Here is a 23,999-nt window from a genome sequence, read left to right as displayed (position 1 = left end):
CAATGCAGCTTGCAGAGCACACCGCCGCCACTCCGTTCGAAGAAGCCCTGCCGGACGTTCTGATGCGCGTGGTATCGGAACTGCACGACGTCGCCTATCTCATCGAGCGCATCGAGCCGCAATTGCTTGAAGTGACCAGCGGTCAATTGTCCAGTGAAGGCGTCAAGCTGCTGCAGGGCATCGACCTTGCCGTCCAGAAAACCCGCGGCCTTGCGGAATTCATCGATACCATCACCGGTTCCATCCCCGGAGACTGGATCGTGGATGTCTCCACCGCGCTTAGCCTCGTCAAGCTGGCCGAAATGCAGAAGGCGCTGGGCGCTGCCTTCCGCCATGGCCATTCCCAGCCGCTGGACAAGGCTTCCGGCGACTTCGACCTGTTCTAGACCATATTCCCGCCGCGTTCCTTTCCTTGCTGAATGCGGAGAAAGGCAACGCTCGCGCAAGCTTCGCACCCTATTGTCACGACGGGGCCAAAAGGTCTCGGACTCTATGAATGACGGTGCGGAACAGAATGAATCTGTTAAATCAAATCCCTCAGGTCTTGAAGAATGTCGCGGCGCTGGGGCAGACGCGGCTGCTGATGCTGGGCGGCGTGGGCGTTGTGTCCATGGCCATCATCCTCGCTGCAGCTCTTTACGTGAACCGTCCCGCTTACGAGACCCTCTATGTGGGGCTTGAAAAAAGCGACCTTAACAAGATCAGCATTGCGCTCGCCGAATCGGGTCTGGACTTTCAGGTGGGGACCGATGGTTCCAGCCTTCAGGTTCCCGTTGGCCTCACCAGCAAGGCAAGATTGCTTCTGGCTGAGCGCGGCCTGCCCGACAGCGCCAATGCCGGTTATGAGCTTTTCGACAATGTCGGCTCCCTCGGCCTGACCTCCTTCATGCAGGAAGTGACGCGCGTTCGCGCCCTTGAGGGCGAGATCGGCCGCTCCATCCAGCAGATTGACGGCATTGCGGCCGCACGCGTCCATATCGTCATGCCTGACGTCGGCAATTTCCGCCGCGGCGAACAGAAGCCCACCGCATCGGTCATGATCCGCGCCAGTGCTTCGGCCGGCCGCAAGGCGTCCGCCTCCATCCGTCACCTCGTCGCCTCGGCCGTTCCCGGCCTTGAAGTCGACGATGTGACACTGCTTGATTCGACCGGCCAGCTTCTCGCTTCCGGCGACGATGTCACCAATGCCGCCATGAACCGCTCGCTGACGCTGGCGCAGAATGTGCAGCAGGAAATCGAAACCAATATCGACAAGGCGCTGGCGCCTTTCCTCGGCATGGACAATTTCCGCTCCAGCGTCACGGCGCAGCTGAATACCGACAGCCGCCAGATTCAGGAAACCGTCTACGATCCGGAATCGCGCGTCGAGCGCTCCGTGCGCACGGTAAAGGAAGACCAGAAGTCCCAGGAAACGCAGCCGGATACGGCCGCGACCGTGGAGCAGAACGTACCGCAGGCCGCGCCCCAGGGCGGCGGCGGCGGTCCGCAATCCTCCGACCAGTCGGCCAAGAAGGAAGAGCAGACCAATTACGAGATCAATTCCAAGACGGTAGCCACGGTCAAGAATGGCTACACCGTCGAGAAGATTTCGGTCGCGGTCGTCGTCAACAAGGGCCGGATCGCCAAAATGGTCGGCGAGCCCGCCGATCAGGCGAAGATCGACGCCTATCTTGCCGAAATGCAGAAGATCGTCACTTCGGCCGCGGGCATTTCCTCCGACCGTGGCGACATCGTCTCGCTGACGGCGATGGACTTCCTCGAAACGCAATTGCTGGATGAGGCCGCAACCGGACCCGGCATCATGGAAGTGCTGAGCCGCAATTCCGCTGGCATCATCAACTCGCTCGCCTTTGTCGCTGTCGCCTTCCTTGTCGTCTGGCTCGGTGTACGCCCTCTGGTTCGCACCGTGACCGGCAACGGGGCCGCCGCAGGCCAGCTCAGCCAGGAGGCCGCCGGTCTCGAACTGCCGGATTTCTCTCCCGGCATGGATGCGGGCGCAGGCGGTCTCATGGAAGGTTTCGGGGCGGATTTCGGCTTCGACAGCACCGACGACCTTCTGGCGGGCGGCGATGGCGAGGGCACATTCAACCGCCGGGTTCGCGAAGGACCCGAGCGCAGGCTCTCCCGCATGGTGGAAATCAGCGAGGAAAGAGCCGCCAAAATCCTGCGCAAATGGGCGGTGGAAAAAGCTGCATAATATCGAAAAGGCCGGTTTTACCCGGCCTTTTTTCCGTTTTTGGGCTTTTTGCTATGCTTGGCGGGCGAGCCGTGGCAATCTCGTTTCAGGACAGTGTTTACAAAAAATTCAGCAACGATACAGTTTGCTGGGAATTGGCTGAGAATGCCGTTTATGGATTGAACAGCTTTTCAGTATGTTTTTTTAGCAATAGACGAACAGCGAAATACGTGGAAAGGCTGGTGTCAGGTAATGGCAAATCCCAGTCCGTTCCATAAAATGAAGTGATTCGGTCTCCGGGGGCTTGCCGTCCCATTTTGGTAAGCTTCTCGAATGGAATGATTCCATCCCGAGGTATAATCTCCCACTGGGAGCAAGAGGGCGTAGGCGATTGAAAGTCGATGTTGATATCCGCAGGCTGTCTGCCAAGCCTATGGAGGGCATGGGTAAGCCCTTGCCGCGCGATCAGCTTGCTAAAAACGTCGCAGCCACGGCTGCTGCCGGTAACGTTGCAGGCGCACTGGATCTGCTCGTAACCTACGCTGGCGCCTCGCATTATCTGCTGGCGCGGGATGATCTTCTCGAAGAAACCGGACTGAAATTCATCGTCACCTCCGACTGGCCTTTCGATCTGGTCCGCAGGCTCGGTATCGAGCTGGCCAACAGCCAGAACAGATCGAGCGAAATGGAGAAATGCCTTTCGCTTCTGCAGCCGCGGCTGCTCTTCCTTCCCGACGATGTTTCGGTTCCCTACGGCATAGACCGGCAATATTCGGCGCTGTCTTTCTGTGTAGGACGCATCCGGCTTTCGCTGCTGCTGCTGTTTCCCGAAGAAGCGGTGCCTTCGCCGGAACGGCTGCGCGAAATCGCCCTGCTGACGGGCTATTGCGTCAGCTTCGGCATTGCCAGCGAAGCAAAGACCGTGCGCGATATCGATCTCACGGAGCGCGAACTCGAATGCCTGTTCTGGATCGCGGAAGGCAAGACGAGCGATGAAATTGCGATGATCCTTGGCATTTCGCGCAATACGATCAATAATTACATTACAAGCGTGATGCGTAAAACCGCGACGAAAACCCGCTCGGAGGCAATTGCCTACGCCGTGCGCAACAACCTCGTATAATGGTCGGACGGATGGTACAGACGAAAGACAATGAGGGTTCAGGTCAGACGGGCATGTTTTACCGTAGCCCTATCGTGACGAGCCGGTCGGATCTTTTTCCGAAGCTCGTCGCCATGCAGAAGCTGGTCGGCGCACGCAATTTCGTGGTGACGAAGGCTGCCGCTTCCGGTTTCCCCAACAAGAAGAAGCTGACCTGCGAGCTGGAAAACTGGGGCATGAATGCCGCAGAGCAGAGCGCGCAGTTCATCCGCGCCGTCGGCGACATTCTTCTCGATCATATCGAGACGTCGCTCCTGCCGGTCATCTGGCGCAACAAGAATGCCGGCGGCTTTGCCGACCTTCCCGATGTGCCCGCACTTCTGCGCCGCATCGAGAACGATACCTTGCCCTATGCGGGGCTGGCGCTTCCGGTGCGGCTCGGCACCATCGGCAACGGTTATATCGTCTTCTGCGGCACCAACCTCGTTCTCGACAATGAGGTCGTGATCGAACAGCACATCAAATGCTGTGAAATCATGGTGGACATGCTGGCGCTGGACGAGCGCAAGGCGGCGCCTTCGGAAGCGCTGAGCGAGAGGGAAATCGCCTGCCTGCAACTGGCGGGGGACGGCCGTATCAGCGAAGAAATCGCGGTCAAACTCGGGCTTTCCGTGCACACCGTCAACGCCTATCTCGGTTCGGCGACGATCAAGCTCGATTCCGTCAACCGCATCCAGGCGATCGCCAAGGCCATCCGGCTCGGTTATATCCACTGACGGCGGACGGGCTTTCCCGTCCCTCATAAGCCGGTAGGTGCCGCCCCGGCTTGTGCCCCCTAAAAGGCGCTATCGACACTTCGCGTTTTTTTAACAGTTGCCTATTAGAACTTTTATAAGTTTGGCTTTGGGGAACTGTTTCATGCACAACCGGCTCTTTAAGTCCGTTGCCGGCAAGGTCGTCGCGTTGACGATCGGCCTGATCACGCTCAGCGTGGCGGCAGTTGGTTTTTCGACCTACATTCGCTTGAAGGACAACATCATCACCACCGCGTTGCGTGATACGCACAGCGCAATGCGCGGCATGGCCATCCTCTATGAGATGAAGGTCGGCGGCGTTGCCCTCGAAATGGTGGATGGCGAGTTGAAGAGCGTCGGTCGCGCCAGCATCGGAACGATGCGTGACAATGATCTCGTCGATCGCACGGCAGCCGGCAACGGCGGTATCTCTACTGTTTTTGAAGCCAAGGCCGGCGAGTTCATTCGTCTGACCACCAATCTGAAGAACGAAAAGGGTGAGAGAGCAGCAGGCACCAAGCTTGCTACCGATCATCCCGCTTTCCCGAAAGTTTCCAAGGGAGAGGCCTATTTTGGCACCGCCACGCTGTTCGGCACCAGCTATATGACCGGTTATATGCCGGTTACGAACAAGACCGGCGCAACCGTCGGCATCCTGTTCGTGGGCGTTCCCATGGATGTCTACGATGCGCAGATATACAGCCTGCGCGACATGATGCTGATCTGTGGCGCGCTCGCCATGCTTGGCGTCGGCCTGCTCGCCTATTTCGTCATCAAGCGCACGCTTCAGCCGCTTGGCAAGCTGACCGATGCGGTGAAGTCCCTTTCGGACGGCAATCTCGACACGCCGATCCCCTACGCCACCAACACCAATGAATTCGGCAACATCGCCCGCGCGCTGGTGATTTTCCGCGAGAATGCGATCGAGAAACTGGCGATCGAGGGCAAAAGCGCCGAGGAACGCTCCGCAGCCGAGTCCGAACGTCACCGCAACGACGCCGAGAAACAGGAACTCGACGGCCAGATCGAATTTGCGGTCAGCGAGATCGCTTCCGGCCTCGGCAGGCTTTCGCGTGGCGATCTGAGCCGCACTATCGAGACGCCTTTCGCCGGTCGTCTCGACCGCCTGCGCACGGATTTCAACGAATCCCTTCTCAATCTGCGCGATGCGCTGGGGCAGATCCGCGAGCGCACGCTGATCATCCAGCATAGCGGTTTTGAAATCGAGCAATCGTCGGTCGACCTGTCGAAGCGCACCGAAAATCAGGCCGCCTCGCTGGAAGAGACCGCCGCCGCCGTGGACGAAATCACGGTTACCGTCAGATCGTCGGCCGAGCGGGCGCGGGAGGCCAATGAGGCTGTGCGCATCACCAAGCAGAGCGCCGACAGTTCCGGTTCGGTCGTCAGCAACGCCGTCGACGCCATGGGCCGCATCGAAGACGCCTCGCGCAAGATCGAGCAGATCATCGAGGTCATCGACGACATCGCCTTCCAGACCAATCTTCTTGCGCTCAATGCCGGCATCGAGGCGGCGCGTGCGGGTGAGGCGGGTAAGGGTTTTGCCGTGGTGGCGCAGGAAGTGCGTGAGCTCGCCCAGCGCTCCGCCGACGCGGCCCGCGAGATCAAGCAGCTCATCAACCAGTCGACGCATGAGGTCAGCTCCGGTTCGAAGCTGGTGCAGGAGGCGGGCACGGTTCTTTCCGCCATCAGCCAGCAGATCGTTACCGTCAGCCAGCATGTCGAAACCATTGCGACGGCGACGCAGGACCAGTCCTCCGCGCTTCATAACGTCAACAGCTCCGTCAACCAGATGGACCAGATGACGCAGCAGAATGCGGCGCTTGCCGAACAGTCGAGCGCGGCCAGCCGGGTACTCTCAGGCGAGGTGGAAGCGCTGCTCGATCTGGTGCAGCGGTTCCAGATGGAGCAGGGTTCGGCGACCGGCAGGGATCGCTACAACCAGGCGGCCTGATAGGTCTGTTTTTGAAGGTCAAAACCGCTCCCGGATCGCAAGGTCCGGGAGTTTTTATTCGGCCGCTGCCCGCACAGTACCGGATATCTGGTTGATATAGGCCCGCAGCGCCGCCGGTTTGACCGGTTTGTGCTGAACCGAAATCCCGTATTTTTCGGCATCGCTGCGCACTTCCGGGCTGCGATCCGCCGTCACCAGCAGGGCAGGGATCGTCTTGCCGTAAAATGTCCTGATGAGGCGGATGGCACTGATGCCGTCGCCATCGTCCAGATGGTAATCGGCGACGATGACGTCGGGGGCTGCGGCCAAAGTGAGGAAGGGCTCCTCAAGCGTCGCCACGGAACCTGCGGGTAAAACCTCACAGCCCCATCCCGTCAAGAGCAGCGTCATGCCCTCGAGGATTTTCGGCTCGTTGTCGATGCACAGGACCCGGACGCCCTGAAGGCGGTCGCTGGCTGCGGGACTGATTGTCCCGCCATCGGCTTTGGCCGGTACGATGCGATCCGCCTCGCGCGGCAGGTGGATGCGGAAGGTTGTGCCTTTTCCGGGGGTGGAAATCAGCTGGACCGGATGGTGCAGCATGCGCGACAGCCGGTCGACGATGGAAAGACCGAGCCCGAGGCCGGATGCCGTTCTTGCACCCTCGTCCAATCGGGCGAATTCCTTGAAGACAGTGCGAAACTTGGAAGAGGGAATGCCGATACCGGAATCCGTCACCTGAATGACCACTTCGCCGCCCCGGCGGCGCGCACCGACGACCACCTTGCCCTTCAACGTGTATTTGATGGCGTTGGAAACGAGATTCTGTATCAGACGCCGCAGGAGATTAGGGTCGGAGCGGACCGTGAGTGAGGTTGGCATGACCACGAGGTCGAGGTTCTTCTCCTGCGCCATCGGCGCGAAATCGGTTTCGATGCGTTTCAGCAGCTCATTCAGCGGCACGGATGTCATGCGCGCCTTCATCGAGCCGGTGTCGAGACGGGAAATATCGAGAACCGCGCCGAGAATGGTTTCGACCGATTCCAGCGCCGAATCGATATTATGGACGAGATCGCTTTCTCCCGATGCGCCAAGCCGTTCGACCAGCGAAGAGGAATAGAGGCGGGCGGCATTCAGCGGCTGGAGAATATCGTGGCCGGCGGCGGCGAAAAACCGTGTCTTGCCGATATTCGCCTCGTCGGCGGATGCTCTCGCTTCCGCCAGTTCGCGGTTGACGCGGGTAAGCTCCACGGTTCGCTCCGCCACGCGCTGCTCCAGCGTCTCGTTTGCCTGTTTCAGCGCCTGATCGCTCGCCACACGCTGGGTGATATCGGTGAAGGTGGCGACGATGCCCTTGTCCGGCATGGTGTTGGAGCGCACTTCGATGATGCGCTCGCCGCCCGCCAGCACCAGCGAGAAGGGCAGGTCCATCGTCAGGAAGCTGGTAATCAGCTCATTCGTGTCGCCATCGGGCATATCGCCGCGTTCCTGCAGCATCGAAACGATATCCGTGAGCGGTACGCCGACCTGGCCGAATTGCTCGGGCAAATCCAGCAGCGTGCGGAAGCGCCGGTTCCAGATGGTGAGCTGCTGCGAACTGTCAAAAACCGCAATGCCCTGGTCCATCTGGGCGAGCGCGGTCTGCAGCATGTCCTGATTATATTGCAGGGCCTCGCTCGCCTGGTCGAGTAGCCATGCCGTGTCCGCGCTGGTGTCTTCCGCCTTCTGAAGAATGATCGAAAGCACCAGACGGGCGGAGGAAGAGCCGATGGCGCTGCCCAGCAACTGTTCGGAGAAATGGATCAGCGCCATGTCCGCCGGCTGGTCGTCATTGAGCTTCCTGCCCGCCGTCTTTTCATAGGTCGCGAGTGACCGCAACATGCGCTCCTCGCCGAGATAGCGGGCGACCGCGCTTTTGAGGTCGCCGACACTGACACGGGTTTTCCAGCCGCGTGTAGCGAATTGCGATTTTGAGTGGCGCTTGACGAAGATGCCGGACTGGATGCGCTCCACCGGCCTCGGATTGCGCGAAAGCGAGCCGAGCACGAAGGCAAGGCTGTTGACGAGCAGGCTGAGAATGACGGCATTCACGAACGGGTCGGCTTCAGGCCCGTTGAACACCGTGCTGCCGGAAAACAGGAAGCCGAGAATATTCGCCGCGACCTCGGAATTATCCGGCCCGCCGAAGCTCGGCAGGAACAGCAGATAGGCCCAGACGAAAAAGCCGGAACTTAAGCCGGCGATTGCGCCGCGCGCATTGGCGCGCCGCCAGAACAGCCCGCCGAACAAAGCAGGGGCCATCTGCGCAATGGCGGCGAATGCCAGAAGGCCGATGGAGGCAAGGCCCGTGGCGCTGTCGGCGGCGCGATAATAGCCATAGCCCAGAAGCAGCACCGCAAAGATTGCCGTCCTGCGGATGTTGAGCAGCGTCTTGGCGAAGTCGTCCCGGTGCGGAGAACGGTTCAGCAGCTTCTGCCGCAGGAAGATCGGCATGACGATATCGTTGGAAATCATGATCGACAGCGCCACCGAAGCGACGATCACCATCGCGGTCGCCGCCGAAAATCCGCCGATGAAGGTGATCAGCGACACGACCGGCATCTGATGATTGAGCGGCAATTGCAGCACGTAGAGATCGGCATCGCCATTGGCGCCGAGCGTCAGAATGCCGGCCAGCGCAATCGGCAGCACGAAGATGTTGATCGCGATAAGGTAGAGCGGCAGCAGGAACCCCGCCATGCGCAGCTCCTGCGGCGTGCGGTTTTCAACCACGGTGACGTGGAACTGGCGCGGCAGCAGGATGATGGCGAAGCCGGAAAGCAGCGTCATCACGATCCAGCGGCTGACGGGCGTGTGATAGGATATGGCCCGCATGGCCTGTTCGTTATCGGAGGCGAGCTGCCACAGATGCACGGGACCGTCAAAGAGCACGAAGAGCACATAAAAGCCGACGGTGCACATGGCGACGAGCTTGACCAGCGATTCCATCGAGATCGCCAGAATGAGCCCGTCCTGATGTTCGGTGGCATCGGTGTGGCGGGTGCCGAACATGACGGCAAACCCCGCCATGACGATGGTGACGACCAGCGGCAGGTCGAGGAAATAAAGATTGCCGCTGCCAATGCCGTAATCGCCGGGATCGACCATCGTCGCCACCGAGCTGGAAACGGCTTTCAGCTGCAGCGCGATATAGGGAATGGCGCCGACGAGCGCGATAATGGCGACGATCATCGCCACTGTGGAGTTCTTGCCGTAACGGGCGGCAATGAAATCCGCAACGGACGTCAGCTTTTCCGTTTTCGCCAGTTCGACGATGCGGCGGATGATCGGCATGCCGATGGTGAAGGCAAGGATCGGACCGGTATAGATGCCGAGGAATTCCAGTCCCCTGTCTGCCGCAAGCCCCACGCCGCCGAAATAGGTCCAGGAGGTGCAATAGATCGCCAGGCTGAGCGCATAGACGAACGGACGCCCTTTATTCGGAGCGTTTCTTTTGCGGCTCTTCCTGTCCCCATAGCTTGCAACCGCAAACAGCAGCAGGACATAAGCGAAGGCCGAACCGAATATGATCCACCCAGGAAGCACGCATCCTCCCCATGCAAGAATTCCCGAATATCAGCATAGGCGAATTCTCTGCCGTTGAGAATGAGCGCGGTCTGAGCATAAAGTTCAAGGTGAGCGTGCAAAAAAGCTAATAAATGCAATCCCGCGGATTCCAAATGAAGCCCGGACCCTATATGGTTCGACCCGTAGGGACAGTCACATAGCTTCAGCTCGCGAAGCAGGAGAGAGGGACAATCTGAATGCTTAACGAATTTAAAACCTTCATTGCCCGCGGCAATGTCATGGATCTGGCCGTGGGTGTTATTATCGGTGCGGCTTTCAGCAAGATCGTCGACTCCGTCGTCAACGATCTCATCATGCCGATTGTCGGCGCCATCTTCGGCGGGTTCGACTTCTCGAACTACTTCCTGGCGTTGAGTTCCAATGTCAACGCCACCTCGCTCGCCGCCGCCCGCGAGCAGGGCGCCGTCTTCGCCTACGGCAACTTTCTGACGGTTCTCATCAACTTCCTAATCCTGGCCTGGATCATTTTCCTGATGGTCAAGGGCGTCAACAAGCTTCGTGATTCCGTTGAGCGCAAGAAGGTCGAGGAAAAGCCGGAAGCAGCACCGCCGCCGGAAGACGTCAAGCTCCTCACCGAAATCCGCGATCTGCTGAAGACGCGTTGATTGTCGCCATCGTCCCCGGCCTGATGTGCCGGCCCATGAGGCCGGCGATCTCCTGCCGGGGATGACCCATAAAGAAAATCCATGATCGCCTCACGGAATATCATGCACATGGCTGATTCGATGCGATAAGAAGGCGCCAAACGGAGTGTCTTTAATGTCCATTTTGAACAGTCTGAGTGCGCGCTCTCTGGCGGCTCCCGAGAGCGGCATTGTTGAAGTCGTGAATTATGCCCGGGGGCGGGACAATCTCCTGCCGCTCTGGGTCGGCGAAGGCGATCTGCCGAGCCCGGACTTCATCAATCAGGCCGCCATTGATGGGCTGAACAACGGCGAAACCTTCTATACCTGGCAGCGCGGTATTCCCGAATTGCGCCAGGCGCTGAGCCGCTATTATCAACGTCATTTCGCGACGTCGCTGCCGCCGGAACATTTTTATGCGACCGGTTCCGGCATGCAGGCCATCGTGCTTGCCGTGCAGGCGCTGACCTCGCCCGGTGACGAAATGGTCTATCTGTCTCCGACATGGCCGAATATCGTGGCCGCCATCGGCGTGGCGGGTGCGAAGGCGGTTCCGGTCGGTATCGATTTCCGCGACGGCCGCTGGAATCTCGACATCAACAGGCTGGAAAGCGCGATCACGGATAAGACGAAGGCGCTTTTCATCAATACGCCCTCCAACCCGACCGGCTGGACGGCGACGCTCGACAATCTCCGCGACGTTCTGACGCTCGCCCGCAAACACGATCTGTGGATCGTCGCCGACGAGATTTATGCGCTTTATCACTATTCCGGCAGCCGTGCGCCGTCCTTCCTCGACGTCATGGAGCCGGACGACAAAATCGTCTTCGCCAACTCCTTCTCAAAGAACTGGTCCATGACCGGCTGGCGCGTCGGCTGGCTTGTCGCCCCGCCGGCCATCGGTCAGGTGATCGAGAATCTCATTCAATATTCCACCTCAGGCGTGGCGCAGTTCATGCAGCGCGGCGCTGTCGCCGCCCTCGATCACGGCGATGGTTTCGTCCGCGAAAATTACGAACGCGCTCTGACATCCCGCGATATTCTCTGCGATGCGCTCATCGCGACGAACCGTGTGGAAACCCTGAAGCCGGACGGCGCCCTTTACGCCTTTCTCAAGATTGACGGCGTGACGGACAGCCGGGCGACGGCGCTCGATATCGTCGACAAGACCGGGGTCGGTCTTGCGCCCGGCACGGCCTTCGGCCCGGGAGGGGAACTGTTTCTCCGCGCCTGCTTCCTGCGCAACCCCAGGCAGATAGAAGACGCGGCCGATCGGCTGGCATCCTATATCCTCGGCAGGTAAGCGTCGGCTTTGCGTTCAATGGTTTCCCCTGCCGTGCCGGGATCGCGCTGGGGTAGGGAAATCGACAACAAAATCACAGCGAAGACCTAAAACTGCAACCCCACGGCGCAACCATCGACGTGGGGTATTTTCTGTGATATGCGCTCCTTGTTCCATTTATGAGAACATTTTCACTAATAAATAAAAAGCACTTCATTGCGCTAACCAATCGTAACCCACCTTTTTAATGGGGCGGTGGATTGGTCGCGTATTCGCTGTGCAAGTAATCAATGATGAAGAATTATTGGCTTTGATGAGCTCAAGAAAAGCAAACAGGGAAGTAGTATCATGGCTGTTCTGGTCACGGGTGGGGCCGGTTATATAGGAAGCCACATGGTGTGGGCTTTGCTCGATGCCGGGGAAGAGGTCGTTGTTGTCGACCGGCTTTCGACGGGCTCGCGCTGGGCTGTTGCGCCGGCGGCGCGTTTTTATCTGGGCGATGCGGCGGACCGCGCACTGCTGGACCAGATTTTCGAAGAAAACCAGATCGAGACCATCTTCCACTTCGCGGGCTCCGTCAGCGTTCCTGAATCGATCAGCCAGCCGCTCGAATATTACGAAAACAATACGGGCACGACCCGCGCCCTCGTCGCTGCGGCAGTCGCCCATGGCATCCGCAATTTCATCTTCTCCTCGACAGCCGCCGTCTATGGAAACCAGCCCTTTGACGGCCCGGTTCCTGAAACCGCGATCCTCAGCCCGGAAAACCCCTACGGCCTGTCGAAACTCGCCTCTGAAATCATGCTGCGCGATGTCGTGCAGGCGCATGATTTCAACTATGTGGCGCTGCGTTATTTCAACGTCGCCGGAGCCGACCCGCAGGGCCGCGCCGGGCCTTCGCCCACGGGCGTGGCAAACCTCATCAAAGTGGCCTGCGAAGCCGCAACCGGTCGCCGCGACCGGGTGGAAGTTTACGGGACGGATTACCCGACCGCCGATGGCACCGGCGTCCGCGACTATATTCATGTCAGCGACCTGATCGACGCACATATGCTGGCCATGGCGCATCTGCGCGCCGGTGGCGGCACCCGCACGCTCAATTGCGGTTATGGCGTCGGTTATTCGGTTCTGGACGTCCTGCAGGCCGTGCAGCGGGAATCGGGACGCGATTTCCCGATCATCCATTGTCCGCGCCGCGCGGGCGATATTGCGGCCATGGTGGCGGATTCGTCGCGTATCCAGTCGGAACTGGGCTGGCGCCCCCGCTTCAACGATCTGGCGACCATCGTTCGCACCGCGCTTCAGTGGGAGGCCAAACGTCAGGCCCAGCAAAGCGACCGGATTCCGCCCGTGCGGCGCAAGCTGGCTGCAATAGGCTGAGCGGCCTTCGCCTCACCGGACACGGTCTTTCTTGGCGGACGCATAGAGCGCCGGCCGATCCGGTGGAGCGGCTGGGCTAAGCCAGCGATCCCGGTCAAAGAAGCTGCGTGTCAGCTTCAACCCCGGCGATTGTTCGTTTGCGAGCAAAATCACGTTCAGGCGATGCGGCGCCGTCGGTTCCGGTTTTATGGAAACCGAAATACCGAAATGCTGTGCCTGATAGGGCTGCATCCGGCGTGCCGGCTCCAGCATGTCCGCCAGATCGGCCCAGCGCGTCTGTCCGATGATCGTGGCGAGCGCTTCATCGAGCTTCGCCAGAACGGCCGCCCCATCCGGCGTCTTGGGCGCAACCGCCTTCATCCTGATGGAGCGAATTTCTCCGGAGGCTTCGCCCCTTATTTCAAGAAAGAGCGATGCCCGCTCGGCCGGGTCTGATGCGCTTCCTGCCGCAAGATCGGCCATGCATTCGAAGCTGCGGATGTTGACCGGGCTCGCGTGCCAGCCCCGCGGGTTGGAGAAACCCGCGGCGGTAAAGCGCTCGCAAAGCTCCTTGCCGGAAACAACGAAATCGCGGGCGAAAGATGCTCTGTCGCCCACCTGCTCGAACTTCAGCAGATGCGGCGGCAGAGAGACTTTTGGGGTGGCGAGTTTCTGCCGTTTGACAGGCTTCATCTTCGGTGGCGTGGCGGACTGTATGGCGGGCGCCAGATTGAGATAGGCCAGCAGGCTTTTGAGGTGCTTCTTGTCATTGGCCAGCAGCACCGTCGCGCCTATGGCAAGGCAAACGGCCAGCACCGCAAACAGCAGCGCGCCATGGCTCACTCTCTTCTGCAAGCCTGCGTCCATCGCAAGACCTTAAGGGGCTGGCGGAAAAAGGCGTCAGCCGGTTCTGATATGGTTTTTCGGGCTGTCGGCAACCCGGTGAATATGTGGTGCGAGCGGTTGCTCTGAAAATCTTATGCAATTCACCGCCGAAGTTTCCGGCAGTGCAGGTTCTCATTCGGCGTTATTCTTGCCGCCGTCCTGTCCGCCGGCGCTGCTTTCATCGTCCGCAACCGGAATGGCGTAGGAGCCGTTCAGCCAGCGAGCGAGATCGAGCGAGCGGCAGCGATCCGAACAGAAAGGGTAGTCTTCGCGCGTCGATGGCCGCCCGCATTCCGGGCATGGCTGGGATTTGCGAAGCGGGGTGACGTTTCCAGCGCCTTCAGTGGGGGACTTTGCCATGGCCTATCCTTCGAGCCAGCCCGAAGTCACCTCAAATCCTTCTCCGGAAAGAAGCGACATGGTTTCATAAAGCGGCAGGCCGACGACATTGGTATAGGAGCCGGTCAGTTTCTGCACGAATGCGCCGGCAATGCCCTGGATGCCATAGGCTCCCGCCTTGCCGCGCCACTGGCCCGACGCGATGTAAGCCTCGATCTCCCGCGTGGAGAGGCGCTTGAAGCGCACCTTGGTCTCCGCCACCTTCTGCCGGATCTTGCCGCCGGGGGTCACGAGGCAGATGCCGGTATAGACCCAATGGCTGCGTCCCGAGAGAAGATGCAGCGCCGCCGAGGCCTCTTCCGTATATTCGGCCTTGCCAACGATGCGGCGACCGACGGCGACCACCGTATCGGATCCCAGGACATAGGCGTCTTTCCACGCCTGTTCGTTCTTCAGCGCCGCCTGCGCGGCTTCCGCCTTCTGCAAGGACAGACGGCGGCAGAGCGTGCGTGGATGCTCGAGCTTGGCCGGCGTCTCGTCTATATCCATCGGCATCAGACGTGCCGGTTCGATACCGATCTGATGCAGCAGCTCCAGACGCCGCGGCGAGCCGGATGCCAGAACGAGCTTTTGTTTTGAATTGGTCATTGCGCTGCCCGGGCGTCCGATGCGGAAGGTGGATTACTTGAAGCGATAGGTGATGCGGCCCTTGGTGAGGTCGTAAGGCGTCATTTCGACCAGCACCTTGTCGCCGGCCAGAACGCGGATACGGTTCTTGCGCATGCGGCCCGCCGTGTGAGCGATGATTTCGTGGTCGTTCTCAAGCTTCACGCGGAATGTTGCGTTCGGCAGCAATTCGGTTACGATGCCCGGGAATTCAAGGACTTCTTCTTTTGTCATGTAAGGGTTTTCTTCCTGTTGATAGTGCCGGACATATCGAGTCCGGGAAAATTGCGCGGAAACTACACAATCCCGGCACATTTGTGAACCTCTAAAGCACCGGCTTGAAAATCGCGATTGATTTTAACAGGCCGAGGCAGTTTTCAGTCTTTTGAAAGCGTATCCGCCACCGGCTGCTGCCGCCCCGGCAGTCGTTCCGAGATCAGCTTTGCCAGATGGTCCCGCACCTCGCGATAGGCGTCGAGGATTTGCTCGCGCGTGCCCGTGATCACCGTTGGGTCCATGGTCGGCCAGTAGACTACGTCCAGTGAATTCGAGCGCGTCAGTTCCAGTGCGGCGTGATGGGCTTCGGGCGTCAATGTAATGATCAGATCGAAAAAATCATCCTCGATCTCGTCCAGAGTGCGTGGTTTGTGCTTGCCGAGCGAAAAACCCTGTTCTTCCAGCACCGCATCCACGAAGGGATCGCGCTCGCCGGCCCGCACGCCTGCCGACTGGATGTAGATGCCGGGCGCCACCAGCCGTTTGGCGATGACCTCCGCCATGGGGGAACGGATGGAGTTCATGCCGCACATGAAGAGGACCGATTTGGGCGCTCGTCCCTCGTTTGGCGCTGCGGCAGGATCGATCATCTCTAACCCCGCCAATAAAGCACGCAGACAAGGGTGAAGAGGCGGCGCGCCGTGTCGAAATCCACCTTTATCTTGCCGGAAAGCCTATCCATCAGCGTCTGCGAGCCGTCATTGTGAATGCCGCGCCGGCCCATGTCGATTGCCTCGATCTGGCTCGGCGTAGAGGAGCGGATCGCCTCGTAATAGCTTTCGCAGATCAGGAAATAATCCTTGATGATGCGGCGGAACGGCGTCAGCGACAGAATATGGGTCGCGACATCCTTCTCGTCTTCGGTGCGGATTGAAAAAACCAGCTTGGCATCGACCAGCGATATATGCAGCCGATAGGGGCCGCCATCGTGGCCAAAGGGTTCGAAGCTGTTTTCTTCGATGAGGTCGAAAATGGCGACGGCGCGTTCATGCTCCACATCGGGCGTGGACCGGCCGATGCTGTCGTCCAGTACCACGTCGCAAAGCCGGAAATCGCCTGAAGCCATCGCTTAACTTTCCGGATTGAGGCGAATGGAGACGGAACGCGCATGCGCGTCCAGTCCCTCGGACCGGGCAAGGGTGATGGCCGCGGGCGCAAGCTGTCGCAACTGCTCCGGTCCAAGCCGCAGGATCGAGGTGCGCTTGACGAAATCCAGCACCGAGAGGCCAGAGGAGAAGCGCGCCGACCGCGCCGTCGGGAGCACGTGGTTGGAGCCGCCGACATAATCGCCGATCACTTCCGGCGTATGGCGTCCGACGAAGATCGCGCCCGCATTGCGGATATGCGCCATCAGGGCATCCGGGTCATCGACGGCAAGTTCCAGATGCTCGGCGGCGATACGGTTGGCGAGCGGAATGGCGTCGGTGAGCTTTTCGACCAGAATGACCGCGCCGAAATCGGCCCAGCTTGCCGCCGCCGTCTCGGAGCGTGACAGGCGCTTCAACTGCCGCTCGACAGCGGCTTCAACAGCCTTGCCGAGCTCGGCATTGTCGGTGATGAGGATGGATTGCGCACCGCGATCGTGCTCCGCCTGCGCCAGAAGATCGGCGGCGAGCCAGTCCGGATCATTGTCGCTGTCGGCAATAACCAGCACTTCGGAGGGACCGGCAATCATGTCGATGCCGACGGTGCCGAAGACCTGACGCTTGGCGGCCGCCACATAGGCATTGCCGGGGCCGACGATCTTGGCGACCGGCGCGATGGTCTCAGTACCATAGGCAAGTGCCGCCACCGCCTGCGCGCCGCCGATGCGGTAGATTTCCTCCACACCGGCGATGCGCGCGGCGGCAAGAACGGCGGGGTTTATCACGCCGCCATTGGCCGGCACCACCATGACGATGCGCTCCACACCGGCAACCTTGGCCGGCACGGCATTCATCAGCACCGAGCTTGGATAGCTGGCGGTACCACCCGGCACATAAAGGCCAACGGCCTCGATGGCGGTCCAGCGCGAGCCGAGGCCCACGCCGATATCGTCCTCGTAAATATCATCCTTCGGCATCTGCCGTGCATGGTGTTTTTCGATACGCCGGGCGGCAAGTTCAAGCGCCTCGATGACGCTCTTGTCGACGGCGGCAAAGGCCGCGTCGATCTCGTCCGCCGTGACACGCATCGAGACCTTGGTGAAATCGATACCGTCGAATTTCTGGGAATAATGGGCAAGGGCCGCATCGCCGCGATGTCGGACATCGTTGATGATGTCGCGAACGGTTGCGTTGACGTCTTCGGAAACTTCTCTCTTGGTTGTCAGGAAGGCCGCGAATTTCCGTTCGAAATCCGCCGACGCCTGCTCCAGCCAGATTGCCACGCCATTACCCTTTCATTGTCCCCGCGGGCGATCCCGCGAGGTGCACGAACTTACCGCAGAAAAATTGCGGCTCTGGTATGTGGCATAAATCGAAACGGTGACGAAAGGCAACCGTTGCAATGGCGCGGTGTGCTTATTCGCTGTCTGGATGATGCGGTTTGGCAGCCGTTTCCCAGGCGCCGCTCACATCGGTCAATTGCGCCTCGATGCATTCCACATCGAGCGCAATGGCGCCGCCGCCCGAAAGCGTCAATTCCACGGCTCCATCAGGTCCTTCGCCGTTCTGTACGAAGCGGATGGCAAGAAGCGACAGCACCTGTTCCCTGTCGGCGCGGTTGATGCCGTGCGAGCGGACGGCGGAGACGCGTTTCAGGAAAACGACGCTGCGGCAGCGTTCCGGCGGCAGGTTCTTTTTGTCAGTACTTTCCCAGACGAAACGGTTGGCGGAAAGCGTGAACTGGCCGTGCTTCGGCTCGAAGGCAACATCCTTCAGCTTAAAGACACTATCCTGCATATGCGTCGAGATGACGGAGAGATCTTCAGTATCCAGCGCGAGCAATTTCAGGCCGCTCATCTTTTTCTTCCTTCTTCTGCGGTGCGGACCGCTATTTCCATGACTTACATTGGAAATAGGCAGTCCGGGCCCACTCTGCAACGGGTAGAAAACGGATGAGCGGCGAAGACAGGATCAATCGCTGACGCGTTCGACCAGTGCACCGCAGCGGGTGAGCTTTTCCTCGAGGCGTTCGAAGCCTCGGTCGAGGTGGTAGACGCGCGAAACCATGGTCTCGCCTTCCGCCACGAGGCCGGCAATGACCAGCGACACGGAAGCGCGCAGGTCGGTCGCCATGACAGGCGCGCCCTTCAGGCGGGAGACGCCCTCGATGCGGGCCATCTGGCCGGAAAGCGAAATCTTCGCACCGAGACGGGCGAGTTCCTGCACATGCATGAAGCGGTTTTCAAAGATGGTTTCGGTGATATGAGAAACACCCTGCGAACGGGTCATCAGCGCCATGAACTGCGCCTGCAGGTCGGTGGGGAAGCCGGGGAAGGGCTCGGTGACGATATCGACCGGCTGGATGCCGTTGCCGTTGCGCACGACGCGAAGGCCGGTCTCCGTCTCACTGATCGTGGCGCCTGCAAGCCTGAGCGTGTCGAGCGCGTTGTCGAGCAGCGCTGCGCGCGTGCCTTCCAGCACCACGTCACCGCCGGTCATTGCCACTGCCATGGCATAGGTGCCGGTTTCGATACGATCCGGCAGAACGCGGTGGCGCGCGCCGGAAAGCGAGGAAACACCTTCGATGGTGATGGTGGAGGTGCCGGCGCCTTCGATCTTCGCACCCATGGCGATCAGGCATTGCGCCAGGTCCACCACTTCCGGCTCGCGGGCGGCATTGTGGATGACGGTGGTGCCGCGGGCAAGGCTTGCGGCCATCAGCATCACATGCGTCGCGCCGACGGAAACCTTCGGGAAGGTGTAAACCGCACCGATCAGGCCGCCCTTGGGTGCCGTGGCGTTGATGTAGCCGCCATCGATCTCCATCGTTGCGCCGAGCGCCTCAAGGCCCTCGATGAACAGGTCGACCGGGCGCGTGCCGATGGCGCAGCCGCCGGGCAGGGAAACGCGGGCGCGGCCCTCGCGCGCCAGAAGCGGGCCGATGACCCAGAAGCTCGCGCGCATCTTGGAGACCAGCTCGTAAGGTGCGGTGGTATCGACAATGGTGCGGCAGGTGAAGTGCACGGTGCGGGAATAGGCCTCGCCCTGGCTTTCGCGGCGGCCATTGACGGAAATATCGACGCCGTGATTGCCGAGAATGCGGATGAGCTGTTCCACGTCCGCCAGATGCGGCACATTTTCGAGCGTCAGCGTGTCGCTGGTCAGAAGCGATGCGATCATCAACGGCAAGGCGGCGTTTTTGGCGCCGGAGATGGGAATGATGCCGTTTAGCTTGTTGCCACCCGTAATTCTGATGCGATCCATGCGTCCCTACGGGCCTGTGCCCGCCTTTCTTTATCGTGCCTTGCGGAAAGGCGCGTCCTTAGACGAATTTCCGCAGCGTTTCAATTTATGCTTGGTGAATTCTCTATGAGGATGATTCGTCCGTTTTTGCGGCAGGCAGGCCAATCGTCTCGTCTTCTTCGCCGGCACGGCGCGCACGAACTTGCTGTTTGCGCTTCAAAAGATTTTCACGAAGCTTCTTGGCCGCCCGCGCCTTGCGCTCCGCCTCGCGCTGCCGCGCCTTTTCGCCAGGCCCCGCCTGCGGCTTGCCATCGGCCATCGGGGCGGATGCTTCCGCGGAAGCGCCGGCGGAAACCGCTGCCTTTGCCTGTTTGTCATGATGTTCGTTCATAGATTCAGCAATATCTGAAAAATGTATTTTTCAACAGGGGGCACGCTTTTTTGCCCCGCTTGATGAAGAATATCGTTTTGCGACTTGCGCTCGTCAAAAACCTATGGCAATAGGCCGCCACGCTTGATGCTGAAGCAAACGCTTCGGCACCGGATGCTGCTATAGCTCAGGGGTAGAGCACTCCCTTGGTAAGGGAGAGGCCGAGAGTTCAAATCTCTCTAGCAGCACCATTTCTCTCTAAAATTTCAAATGTTTACGTGGTTTTTGAACAGATCGCCTGCGGCGGTTGATGCATGCGCGCGCCGCGCAGTTCGGGGCAAATGGAAAACCGCGCCCCTTGCGAAGCGCGGTTTCCATATCCGAATATTCTGTTGCTGCCAGAGCGGGACGAAACCGCCCGTAGCCATCGGGCGCCGCTTACTGACGGAATAGCGACAGGATATTTTCGGAGCTGGTATTGGCGATGGAAAGCGACTGGATGCCCAGCTGCTGCTGTGTTTGCAATGCCTTGAGGCGTGTTGATTCTTCGTTCATATCCGCATCCACCAGGCGGCCGATGCCACTGTCGATGGAGTCGGTGAGCTTGGAGATGAAATCTTCCTGCAGGCCGATGCGCATCTTGATGGAGCCGAGAGCGGAGGAGGCGCTGCTAAGCGACTGAAACGCGGTTTCGACATCGGTGAGAAGATTGCCGATCGTGTAGGTTGGGGGCGTTGCGCTATCGAAAAGCTTGAGATCGATGTCCCACACGGAAATGCCCGAGGCCGTCCCGACCTGTCCGATGATGCCCTTCGTCGTATCGACCGTTGCAGGTGTGCCGGTCAGGCCGAAAATCACGTTGGCTGTTTCCGTCGCGGTCGTCGTGTCGACAAGGGTATAGTCGGTTTTCGTCACGCTGACCGAACCGCTGCCGTCACGGACAAAGCCGGAAACCACGGTCTTGTCGCCGGTGCCCAGCAACCAGTTTTCGCCGCTGAAAGACGCGCCCTGCGCAATCGATTCCAGCTGCTTTTTCAGCTGGTCGATTTCTTCCTGAATCTTCGTCTTGTCGACGCCCTCTTCGGTTGCCGCGACGATTTTCGATTTGATTTCTTTCACGACTTCGACGGCGCTTTCCATTGCGGAATAAGCGACATCGATCTTCGCCGCACCCAGTCCCAGTGCATCCTGAACCGCGGAAAGGGCCATGTTGTCCGAACGCATGGTGGTCGCGATCGACCAGTAAGCAGCGTTGTCGGAAGCCGTTTTAACGCGCAGCCCGGAAGAAACTCTGGATTGTGTGTCTTCGAGCTGGCCGCTGATTGCACGCAGTGTCTGAAGCGCCGACATGGCGGCGGTGTTTGTCAGAATACTTGTCATAATTGCCCCTCTGAGCTGGCTAAATGGGAAGGGACATTCCGGGATCGCCGGAAACGACAACGCGGCGTGATGCCTGTTAACCTCTTTTTCGTCTTGGTTAACGAGTCGTTTCGATGGCTTGATTTAGCGGTGATTTGGTTAATGAAGTCTTAACCGGGAAATTTATGAATTTTGCAGTCAAACGCACAAACAAAAACCGCGCCTTTCGGCGCGGTTGATTTTTTCGCTTTCGGTCTTCGATTAGCGGAAGAGCGACAGGATGCTTTCGGAGTTGCTGTTGGCGATCGAGAGAGCCTGAACGCCGAGCTGCTGCTGGGTCTGCAGGGCCTTGAGGCGGGTGGACTCTTCGTTCATGTCGGCGTCCACGAGGCGGCCGATGCCCTGTTCGACGGAGTCGGACAGCTTGGAAGCGAAGTCTTCCTGCAGGCCGATGCGCATGGAGAGCGAGCCGAGCTTGGCTGCGGCGCTCGTCATCGCCTTCAGGGAGTTTTCAACCAGCGTCAGGGCTTCGGCCATGTTGGTGGCGCGGTCTGCGGCTGCATACTGGGTGATGTCCAGCGTAAAGACGGACTGGGCGGCGACGGTCGTGAACGTTCCGGTCGTGCCGAGGATGCCGGAGGTGTCGGGAACGCCTGCAGCGTCGACGGAGCCGAAAAGAACGTTGCCGGTCGCCGTGTTGTCGAGGGCGTATTTCGTGGTCGTGACGCTAACGGCACCGCCGGTGGAGCGAACGAAGCCAGCGACGACCGACTTGTCCGGGTCCGTGCCGGGCGTTGTTGCGCCGAGGGTCGAAGGTCCTACGAGCCAGTTTTCGCCGTAGAAGGATGCGCCCTGTGCGATCGATACGAGCTGGTTCTGCAGCTGATCGATTTCTTCCTGAACCTTGGTGCGGTCGACGCCTTCTTCAGTTGCCGTGACCAGCTTTGCCTTGATTTCCTTAACGACTTCGATTGCCGATTCCATGCCGGCAGAAGCGGTGTCTACCTTGGCGGCGCCGAGGCCGAGAGCGTCGGAAACCGAGGAAAGCGCCATGTTGTCGGAGCGCATGGTGGTCGCGATCGACCAGTAGGCAGCATTGTCAGCAGCTTCGCCAACGCGGAGGCCGGAGGAAACGCGTGCCTGGGTGGATTCCATGTTCTGGCCGATGGTGCGCAGAGTCTGGAGTGCAGACATTGCTGCGACATTGGTAATAATGCTCGTCATAGTAGTGTGCCCCTTGAATGGCTGATTAAAGAAGGGACATTCCGGTTTCACCGGGAACGGCGCACAGCATCATGCCTGCTAACTGGCTGATTTTTAACGTTAGCTCGCCGTTTCGATGAGCTTAGGTAACGCCAGTTTGGTTAATGAATTGATAAGCGGGAAAAGAAAATCAACATTATGAAAATTCAAAATTACAACTCTCGCGCGTGCGCGCGCGTATCCCGAAATATTTAAAAAAAAGATAAGGCCGCATCCTTATTCGGGATGCGGCCTGTCTGGTGCATGCGGTTCGATTCAGCCTATCGAACCTTTATGCCTTCTACCCGGATATGCATTTGGTCAGCCCCCGAATGCATGTGGGAAGAAAATGGGTCCCCCAGCCCCGAAGGGCTATGAGAAGTTCAGCTCTTAGCGGAAGAGCGACAGGATGTTCTGCGAGTCGCTGTTGGCGATCGACAGAGCCTGGATTGCCAGCTGCTGCTGCGTCTGCAGAGCCTTCAGCTTGGTGGACTCTTCGTTCATGTCGGCGTCGACGAGGCGGCCAACACCCTTTTCGATGGAGTCGGACAGCTTGTCGGCGAAGTCGGTCTGCAGGTCGATGCGTGCAGACAGCGAACCGAGCTTGGCGCCGGCGCTGGTCATCTTCGTCAGGGCCGTTTCAACGGAGTAAAGAGCGTTGTCCAGGTCATCGGTGCCGACGTTGAGGTCGAGAACGGAAATCTGGGTGTAGGTCTTGGCGCCGACGGTGGTGGTTGCACCGGTAGCGTTCAGGATACCGGAGTTGGCATCGATCGTGCCCGGCGTCGCTTCGGTGTAGAGCATGGACGTGGCATCCAGCGCGTAGTCCGTCGTCTTGACGCTGACATTGCCGTTGTCGTCACGAACGAAGCCGGATACGACCGTCTTGGTGGCGTTGGCGGTGGAAACGAGCCAGTTTTCACCGTTGAACGAAGCGCCGGTGCCGATCGACTTCAGCTGATCGAGAAGCTGGGTAACTTCTTCCTGAATCTTGGTCTTGTCGACGCCTTCTTCCTTTGCGGCAACGACCTTGGCCTTGATCTGGGTGACAACATCGATAGCGGCTTCCATACCGGCAGATGCGGTGTCAACCTTGGCGGCGCCCATGCCCAGTGCGTCAGATACTGCACCGAGAGCCTTGTTGTCGGAACGCATGGTGGTCGCGATCGACCAGTAAGCAGCGTTGTCCGAAGCCGAACCAACCTTCAGGCCGGAAGAAATGCGGTCCTGCGTGGTCGACAGGTCGGAAGCGATGGAACGCAGGGTCGAGAGAGCGGCCATTGCGTTGGTGTTGGTGAGAATGCTTGCCATAATAAATGTGTCCCTTGTTTTTACGAGATACTGGAGTGGGGACATACCGGGTTTGGTATTACCGGTCGCAACGTTTCGGCTTCATGCCACTCGGTTCGGAAATGCTTAGTTTCAGAAACCAAACCCGCTGCGTGTAGAAAGAAATTCGCAGCGAAAAATTGCCCAATTATTAATTTGAGGGCCAAGAAATATTGGAAAATACTTATGGTTACTTTTTGATTTAGTTAAATGGTAATTTTTTTATTTAAAAAGATAGTTACCAAGTCGCCAGAAAAACTGGTAACCAAAGCGTAAAAACGCACAAAACCC

General features: G+C 59.2%; 22 protein-coding genes and 1 tRNA gene. 9 read left to right on the top strand and 14 right to left on the bottom strand.

All coding sequences use genetic code 11. The features are described from left to right. The first annotated feature begins 2 nt into the window (after nt 1-2). From EM858_RS08175 to EM858_RS08155, 5 genes are all read left to right on the top strand, one after another. A complete protein-coding gene (locus EM858_RS08175; protein ID WP_035262798.1) occupies nt 3-386 on the top strand; it encodes a hypothetical protein in 384 nt (127 codons plus the stop codon). Between the two features lie 128 nt (nt 387-514). Next, nucleotides 515-2,197 carry a flagellar basal-body MS-ring/collar protein FliF gene (gene fliF, locus EM858_RS08170; protein WP_035262795.1) on the top strand — a complete coding sequence of 561 codons (1,683 nt, stop codon included), beginning with the start codon at nt 515-517 and terminating at the stop codon, nt 2,195-2,197. A 370-nt stretch (nt 2,198-2,567) separates the two neighbouring features. Then, nucleotides 2,568-3,299: a helix-turn-helix transcriptional regulator gene (locus EM858_RS08165; protein ID WP_035262791.1), complete on the top strand. Its 732-nt coding sequence runs from the start codon at nt 2,568-2,570 to the stop codon at nt 3,297-3,299. A 53-nt stretch (nt 3,300-3,352) separates the two neighbouring features. Continuing rightward, nucleotides 3,353-4,054 carry a helix-turn-helix transcriptional regulator gene (locus EM858_RS08160; RefSeq protein WP_164865359.1) on the top strand — a complete coding sequence of 234 codons (702 nt, stop codon included), beginning with the start codon at nt 3,353-3,355 and terminating at the stop codon, nt 4,052-4,054. 142 nt (nt 4,055-4,196) lie between these two features. Next, nucleotides 4,197-6,044 carry a methyl-accepting chemotaxis protein gene (locus EM858_RS08155; protein ID WP_080817891.1) on the top strand — a complete coding sequence of 616 codons (1,848 nt, stop codon included), beginning with the start codon at nt 4,197-4,199 and terminating at the stop codon, nt 6,042-6,044. Between the two features lie 54 nt (nt 6,045-6,098). Here the strand turns inward: EM858_RS08155 and EM858_RS08150 are convergent, their stop codons facing one another. Further along, a complete protein-coding gene (locus EM858_RS08150) occupies nt 6,099-9,608 on the bottom strand; it encodes a hybrid sensor histidine kinase/response regulator (RefSeq protein ID WP_127756378.1) in 3,510 nt (1,169 codons plus the stop codon). A gap of 218 nt (nt 9,609-9,826) precedes the next feature. On the opposite strand from EM858_RS08150, the gene mscL reads away from it, so the two are divergent. From mscL to galE, 3 genes are all read left to right on the top strand, one after another. After that, nucleotides 9,827-10,255 (top strand): large conductance mechanosensitive channel protein MscL, encoded by a 429-nt coding sequence (gene mscL, locus EM858_RS08145; protein ID WP_127756377.1) that lies wholly within the window; start codon nt 9,827-9,829, stop codon nt 10,253-10,255. Nucleotides 10,256-10,409: 154 nt separating this feature from the next. Continuing rightward, a complete protein-coding gene (locus tag EM858_RS08140; RefSeq protein ID WP_127756376.1) occupies nt 10,410-11,576 on the top strand; it encodes a pyridoxal phosphate-dependent aminotransferase in 1,167 nt (388 codons plus the stop codon). 327 nt (nt 11,577-11,903) lie between these two features. Continuing rightward, a complete protein-coding gene (gene galE / locus EM858_RS08135; protein WP_080817881.1) occupies nt 11,904-12,935 on the top strand; it encodes a UDP-glucose 4-epimerase GalE in 1,032 nt (343 codons plus the stop codon). Between the two features lie 12 nt (nt 12,936-12,947). Here the strand turns inward: galE and EM858_RS08130 are convergent, their stop codons facing one another. From EM858_RS08130 to EM858_RS08085, 10 genes are all read right to left on the bottom strand, one after another. Continuing rightward, the gene (locus tag EM858_RS08130) at nt 12,948-13,781 is read right to left on the bottom strand and encodes a DUF6030 family protein (RefSeq protein ID WP_164865358.1); all 834 of its coding nucleotides are present in this window, start codon (nt 13,779-13,781) and stop codon (nt 12,948-12,950) included. A gap of 150 nt (nt 13,782-13,931) precedes the next feature. Continuing rightward, nucleotides 13,932-14,159, bottom strand: coding sequence for a DNA gyrase inhibitor YacG (gene yacG, locus EM858_RS08125; protein WP_065654468.1), 228 nt, complete (start codon nt 14,157-14,159; stop codon nt 13,932-13,934). A gap of 3 nt (nt 14,160-14,162) precedes the next feature. After that, nucleotides 14,163-14,786, bottom strand: coding sequence for a Maf-like protein (locus tag EM858_RS08120; protein WP_020010410.1), 624 nt, complete (start codon nt 14,784-14,786; stop codon nt 14,163-14,165). Nucleotides 14,787-14,819: 33 nt separating this feature from the next. Continuing rightward, complete coding sequence (gene infA, locus EM858_RS08115) at nt 14,820-15,038, bottom strand: translation initiation factor IF-1 (RefSeq protein ID WP_003503453.1); 219 nt, start codon at nt 15,036-15,038, stop codon at nt 14,820-14,822. A 143-nt stretch (nt 15,039-15,181) separates the two neighbouring features. Beyond that, nucleotides 15,182-15,670 carry a low molecular weight phosphatase family protein gene (locus tag EM858_RS08110; RefSeq protein ID WP_003503450.1) on the bottom strand — a complete coding sequence of 163 codons (489 nt, stop codon included), beginning with the start codon at nt 15,668-15,670 and terminating at the stop codon, nt 15,182-15,184. Between the two features lie 2 nt (nt 15,671-15,672). Beyond that, nucleotides 15,673-16,146 (bottom strand): UPF0262 family protein, encoded by a 474-nt coding sequence (locus EM858_RS08105; protein WP_080817879.1) that lies wholly within the window; start codon nt 16,144-16,146, stop codon nt 15,673-15,675. A gap of 3 nt (nt 16,147-16,149) precedes the next feature. Then, a complete protein-coding gene (hisD, locus tag EM858_RS08100; protein WP_127756375.1) occupies nt 16,150-17,448 on the bottom strand; it encodes a histidinol dehydrogenase in 1,299 nt (432 codons plus the stop codon). Between the two features lie 133 nt (nt 17,449-17,581). Next, nucleotides 17,582-18,022 carry a DUF2948 family protein gene (locus EM858_RS08095; protein WP_004432481.1) on the bottom strand — a complete coding sequence of 147 codons (441 nt, stop codon included), beginning with the start codon at nt 18,020-18,022 and terminating at the stop codon, nt 17,582-17,584. Nucleotides 18,023-18,136: 114 nt separating this feature from the next. After that, nucleotides 18,137-19,429: a UDP-N-acetylglucosamine 1-carboxyvinyltransferase gene (gene murA / locus EM858_RS08090; protein WP_127756374.1), complete on the bottom strand. Its 1,293-nt coding sequence runs from the start codon at nt 19,427-19,429 to the stop codon at nt 18,137-18,139. 103 nt (nt 19,430-19,532) lie between these two features. Next, nucleotides 19,533-19,799, bottom strand: coding sequence for a hypothetical protein (locus EM858_RS08085; protein ID WP_127756373.1), 267 nt, complete (start codon nt 19,797-19,799; stop codon nt 19,533-19,535). 155 nt (nt 19,800-19,954) lie between these two features. On the opposite strand from EM858_RS08085, the gene EM858_RS08080 reads away from it, so the two are divergent. Next, nucleotides 19,955-20,029, top strand: a tRNA-Thr gene (locus tag EM858_RS08080). 187 nt (nt 20,030-20,216) lie between these two features. Here EM858_RS08080 and EM858_RS08075 read toward each other — a convergent pair. The 3 genes from EM858_RS08075 to EM858_RS08060 form a co-directional block, all read right to left on the bottom strand. Beyond that, the gene (locus EM858_RS08075) at nt 20,217-21,158 is read right to left on the bottom strand and encodes a flagellin (protein ID WP_080817870.1); all 942 of its coding nucleotides are present in this window, start codon (nt 21,156-21,158) and stop codon (nt 20,217-20,219) included. Nucleotides 21,159-21,398: 240 nt separating this feature from the next. After that, a complete protein-coding gene (locus tag EM858_RS08070; protein ID WP_080817867.1) occupies nt 21,399-22,361 on the bottom strand; it encodes a flagellin in 963 nt (320 codons plus the stop codon). 408 nt (nt 22,362-22,769) lie between these two features. After that, a complete protein-coding gene (locus EM858_RS08060; RefSeq protein ID WP_127756372.1) occupies nt 22,770-23,690 on the bottom strand; it encodes a flagellin in 921 nt (306 codons plus the stop codon). Between the last annotated feature and the right edge of the window lie 309 nt (nt 23,691-23,999).

Source organism: Agrobacterium sp. CNPSo 2736 (assembly GCF_004005385.1).
GTDB classification, from domain to species: domain Bacteria; phylum Pseudomonadota; class Alphaproteobacteria; order Rhizobiales; family Rhizobiaceae; genus Agrobacterium; species Agrobacterium leguminum.
The sequence above is the reverse complement of the archived record's forward strand: the minus strand, read 5'-3'. Positions and strand labels throughout refer to the sequence as shown.

Excerpts from the sequence above, each read along its gene's own strand:
- EM858_RS08060 (WP_127756372.1), bottom strand. The coding sequence starts at position 23,690 with ATGGCAAGCATTCTCACCAACACCAACGCAATGGCCGCTCTCTCGACC.
- EM858_RS08070 (WP_080817867.1), bottom strand. The coding sequence starts at position 22,361 with ATGACGAGCATTATTACCAATGTCGCAGCAATGTCTGCACTCCAGACT.
- murA (WP_127756374.1), bottom strand. The coding sequence starts at position 19,429 with ATGGATCGCATCAGAATTACGGGTGGCAACAAGCTAAACGGCATCATT.
- EM858_RS08175 (WP_035262798.1), top strand. The coding sequence starts at position 3 with ATGCAGCTTGCAGAGCACACCGCCGCCACTCCGTTCGAAGAAGCCCTG.
- EM858_RS08095 (WP_004432481.1), bottom strand. The coding sequence starts at position 18,022 with ATGAGCGGCCTGAAATTGCTCGCGCTGGATACTGAAGATCTCTCCGTC.
- yacG (WP_065654468.1), bottom strand. The coding sequence starts at position 14,159 with ATGGCAAAGTCCCCCACTGAAGGCGCTGGAAACGTCACCCCGCTTCGC.
- EM858_RS08140 (WP_127756376.1), top strand. The coding sequence starts at position 10,410 with ATGTCCATTTTGAACAGTCTGAGTGCGCGCTCTCTGGCGGCTCCCGAG.
- EM858_RS08105 (WP_080817879.1), bottom strand. The coding sequence starts at position 16,146 with ATGGCTTCAGGCGATTTCCGGCTTTGCGACGTGGTACTGGACGACAGC.
- EM858_RS08160 (WP_164865359.1), top strand. The coding sequence starts at position 3,353 with ATGTTTTACCGTAGCCCTATCGTGACGAGCCGGTCGGATCTTTTTCCG.
- EM858_RS08075 (WP_080817870.1), bottom strand. The coding sequence starts at position 21,158 with ATGACAAGTATTCTGACAAACACCGCCGCCATGTCGGCGCTTCAGACA.
- EM858_RS08110 (WP_003503450.1), bottom strand. The coding sequence starts at position 15,670 with ATGATCGATCCTGCCGCAGCGCCAAACGAGGGACGAGCGCCCAAATCG.
- EM858_RS08120 (WP_020010410.1), bottom strand. The coding sequence starts at position 14,786 with ATGACCAATTCAAAACAAAAGCTCGTTCTGGCATCCGGCTCGCCGCGG.
- mscL (WP_127756377.1), top strand. The coding sequence starts at position 9,827 with ATGCTTAACGAATTTAAAACCTTCATTGCCCGCGGCAATGTCATGGAT.
- fliF (WP_035262795.1), top strand. The coding sequence starts at position 515 with ATGAATCTGTTAAATCAAATCCCTCAGGTCTTGAAGAATGTCGCGGCG.
- EM858_RS08130 (WP_164865358.1), bottom strand. The coding sequence starts at position 13,781 with ATGGACGCAGGCTTGCAGAAGAGAGTGAGCCATGGCGCGCTGCTGTTT.
- EM858_RS08085 (WP_127756373.1), bottom strand. The coding sequence starts at position 19,799 with ATGAACGAACATCATGACAAACAGGCAAAGGCAGCGGTTTCCGCCGGC.
- galE (WP_080817881.1), top strand. The coding sequence starts at position 11,904 with ATGGCTGTTCTGGTCACGGGTGGGGCCGGTTATATAGGAAGCCACATG.
- infA (WP_003503453.1), bottom strand. The coding sequence starts at position 15,038 with ATGACAAAAGAAGAAGTCCTTGAATTCCCGGGCATCGTAACCGAATTG.
- EM858_RS08155 (WP_080817891.1), top strand. The coding sequence starts at position 4,197 with ATGCACAACCGGCTCTTTAAGTCCGTTGCCGGCAAGGTCGTCGCGTTG.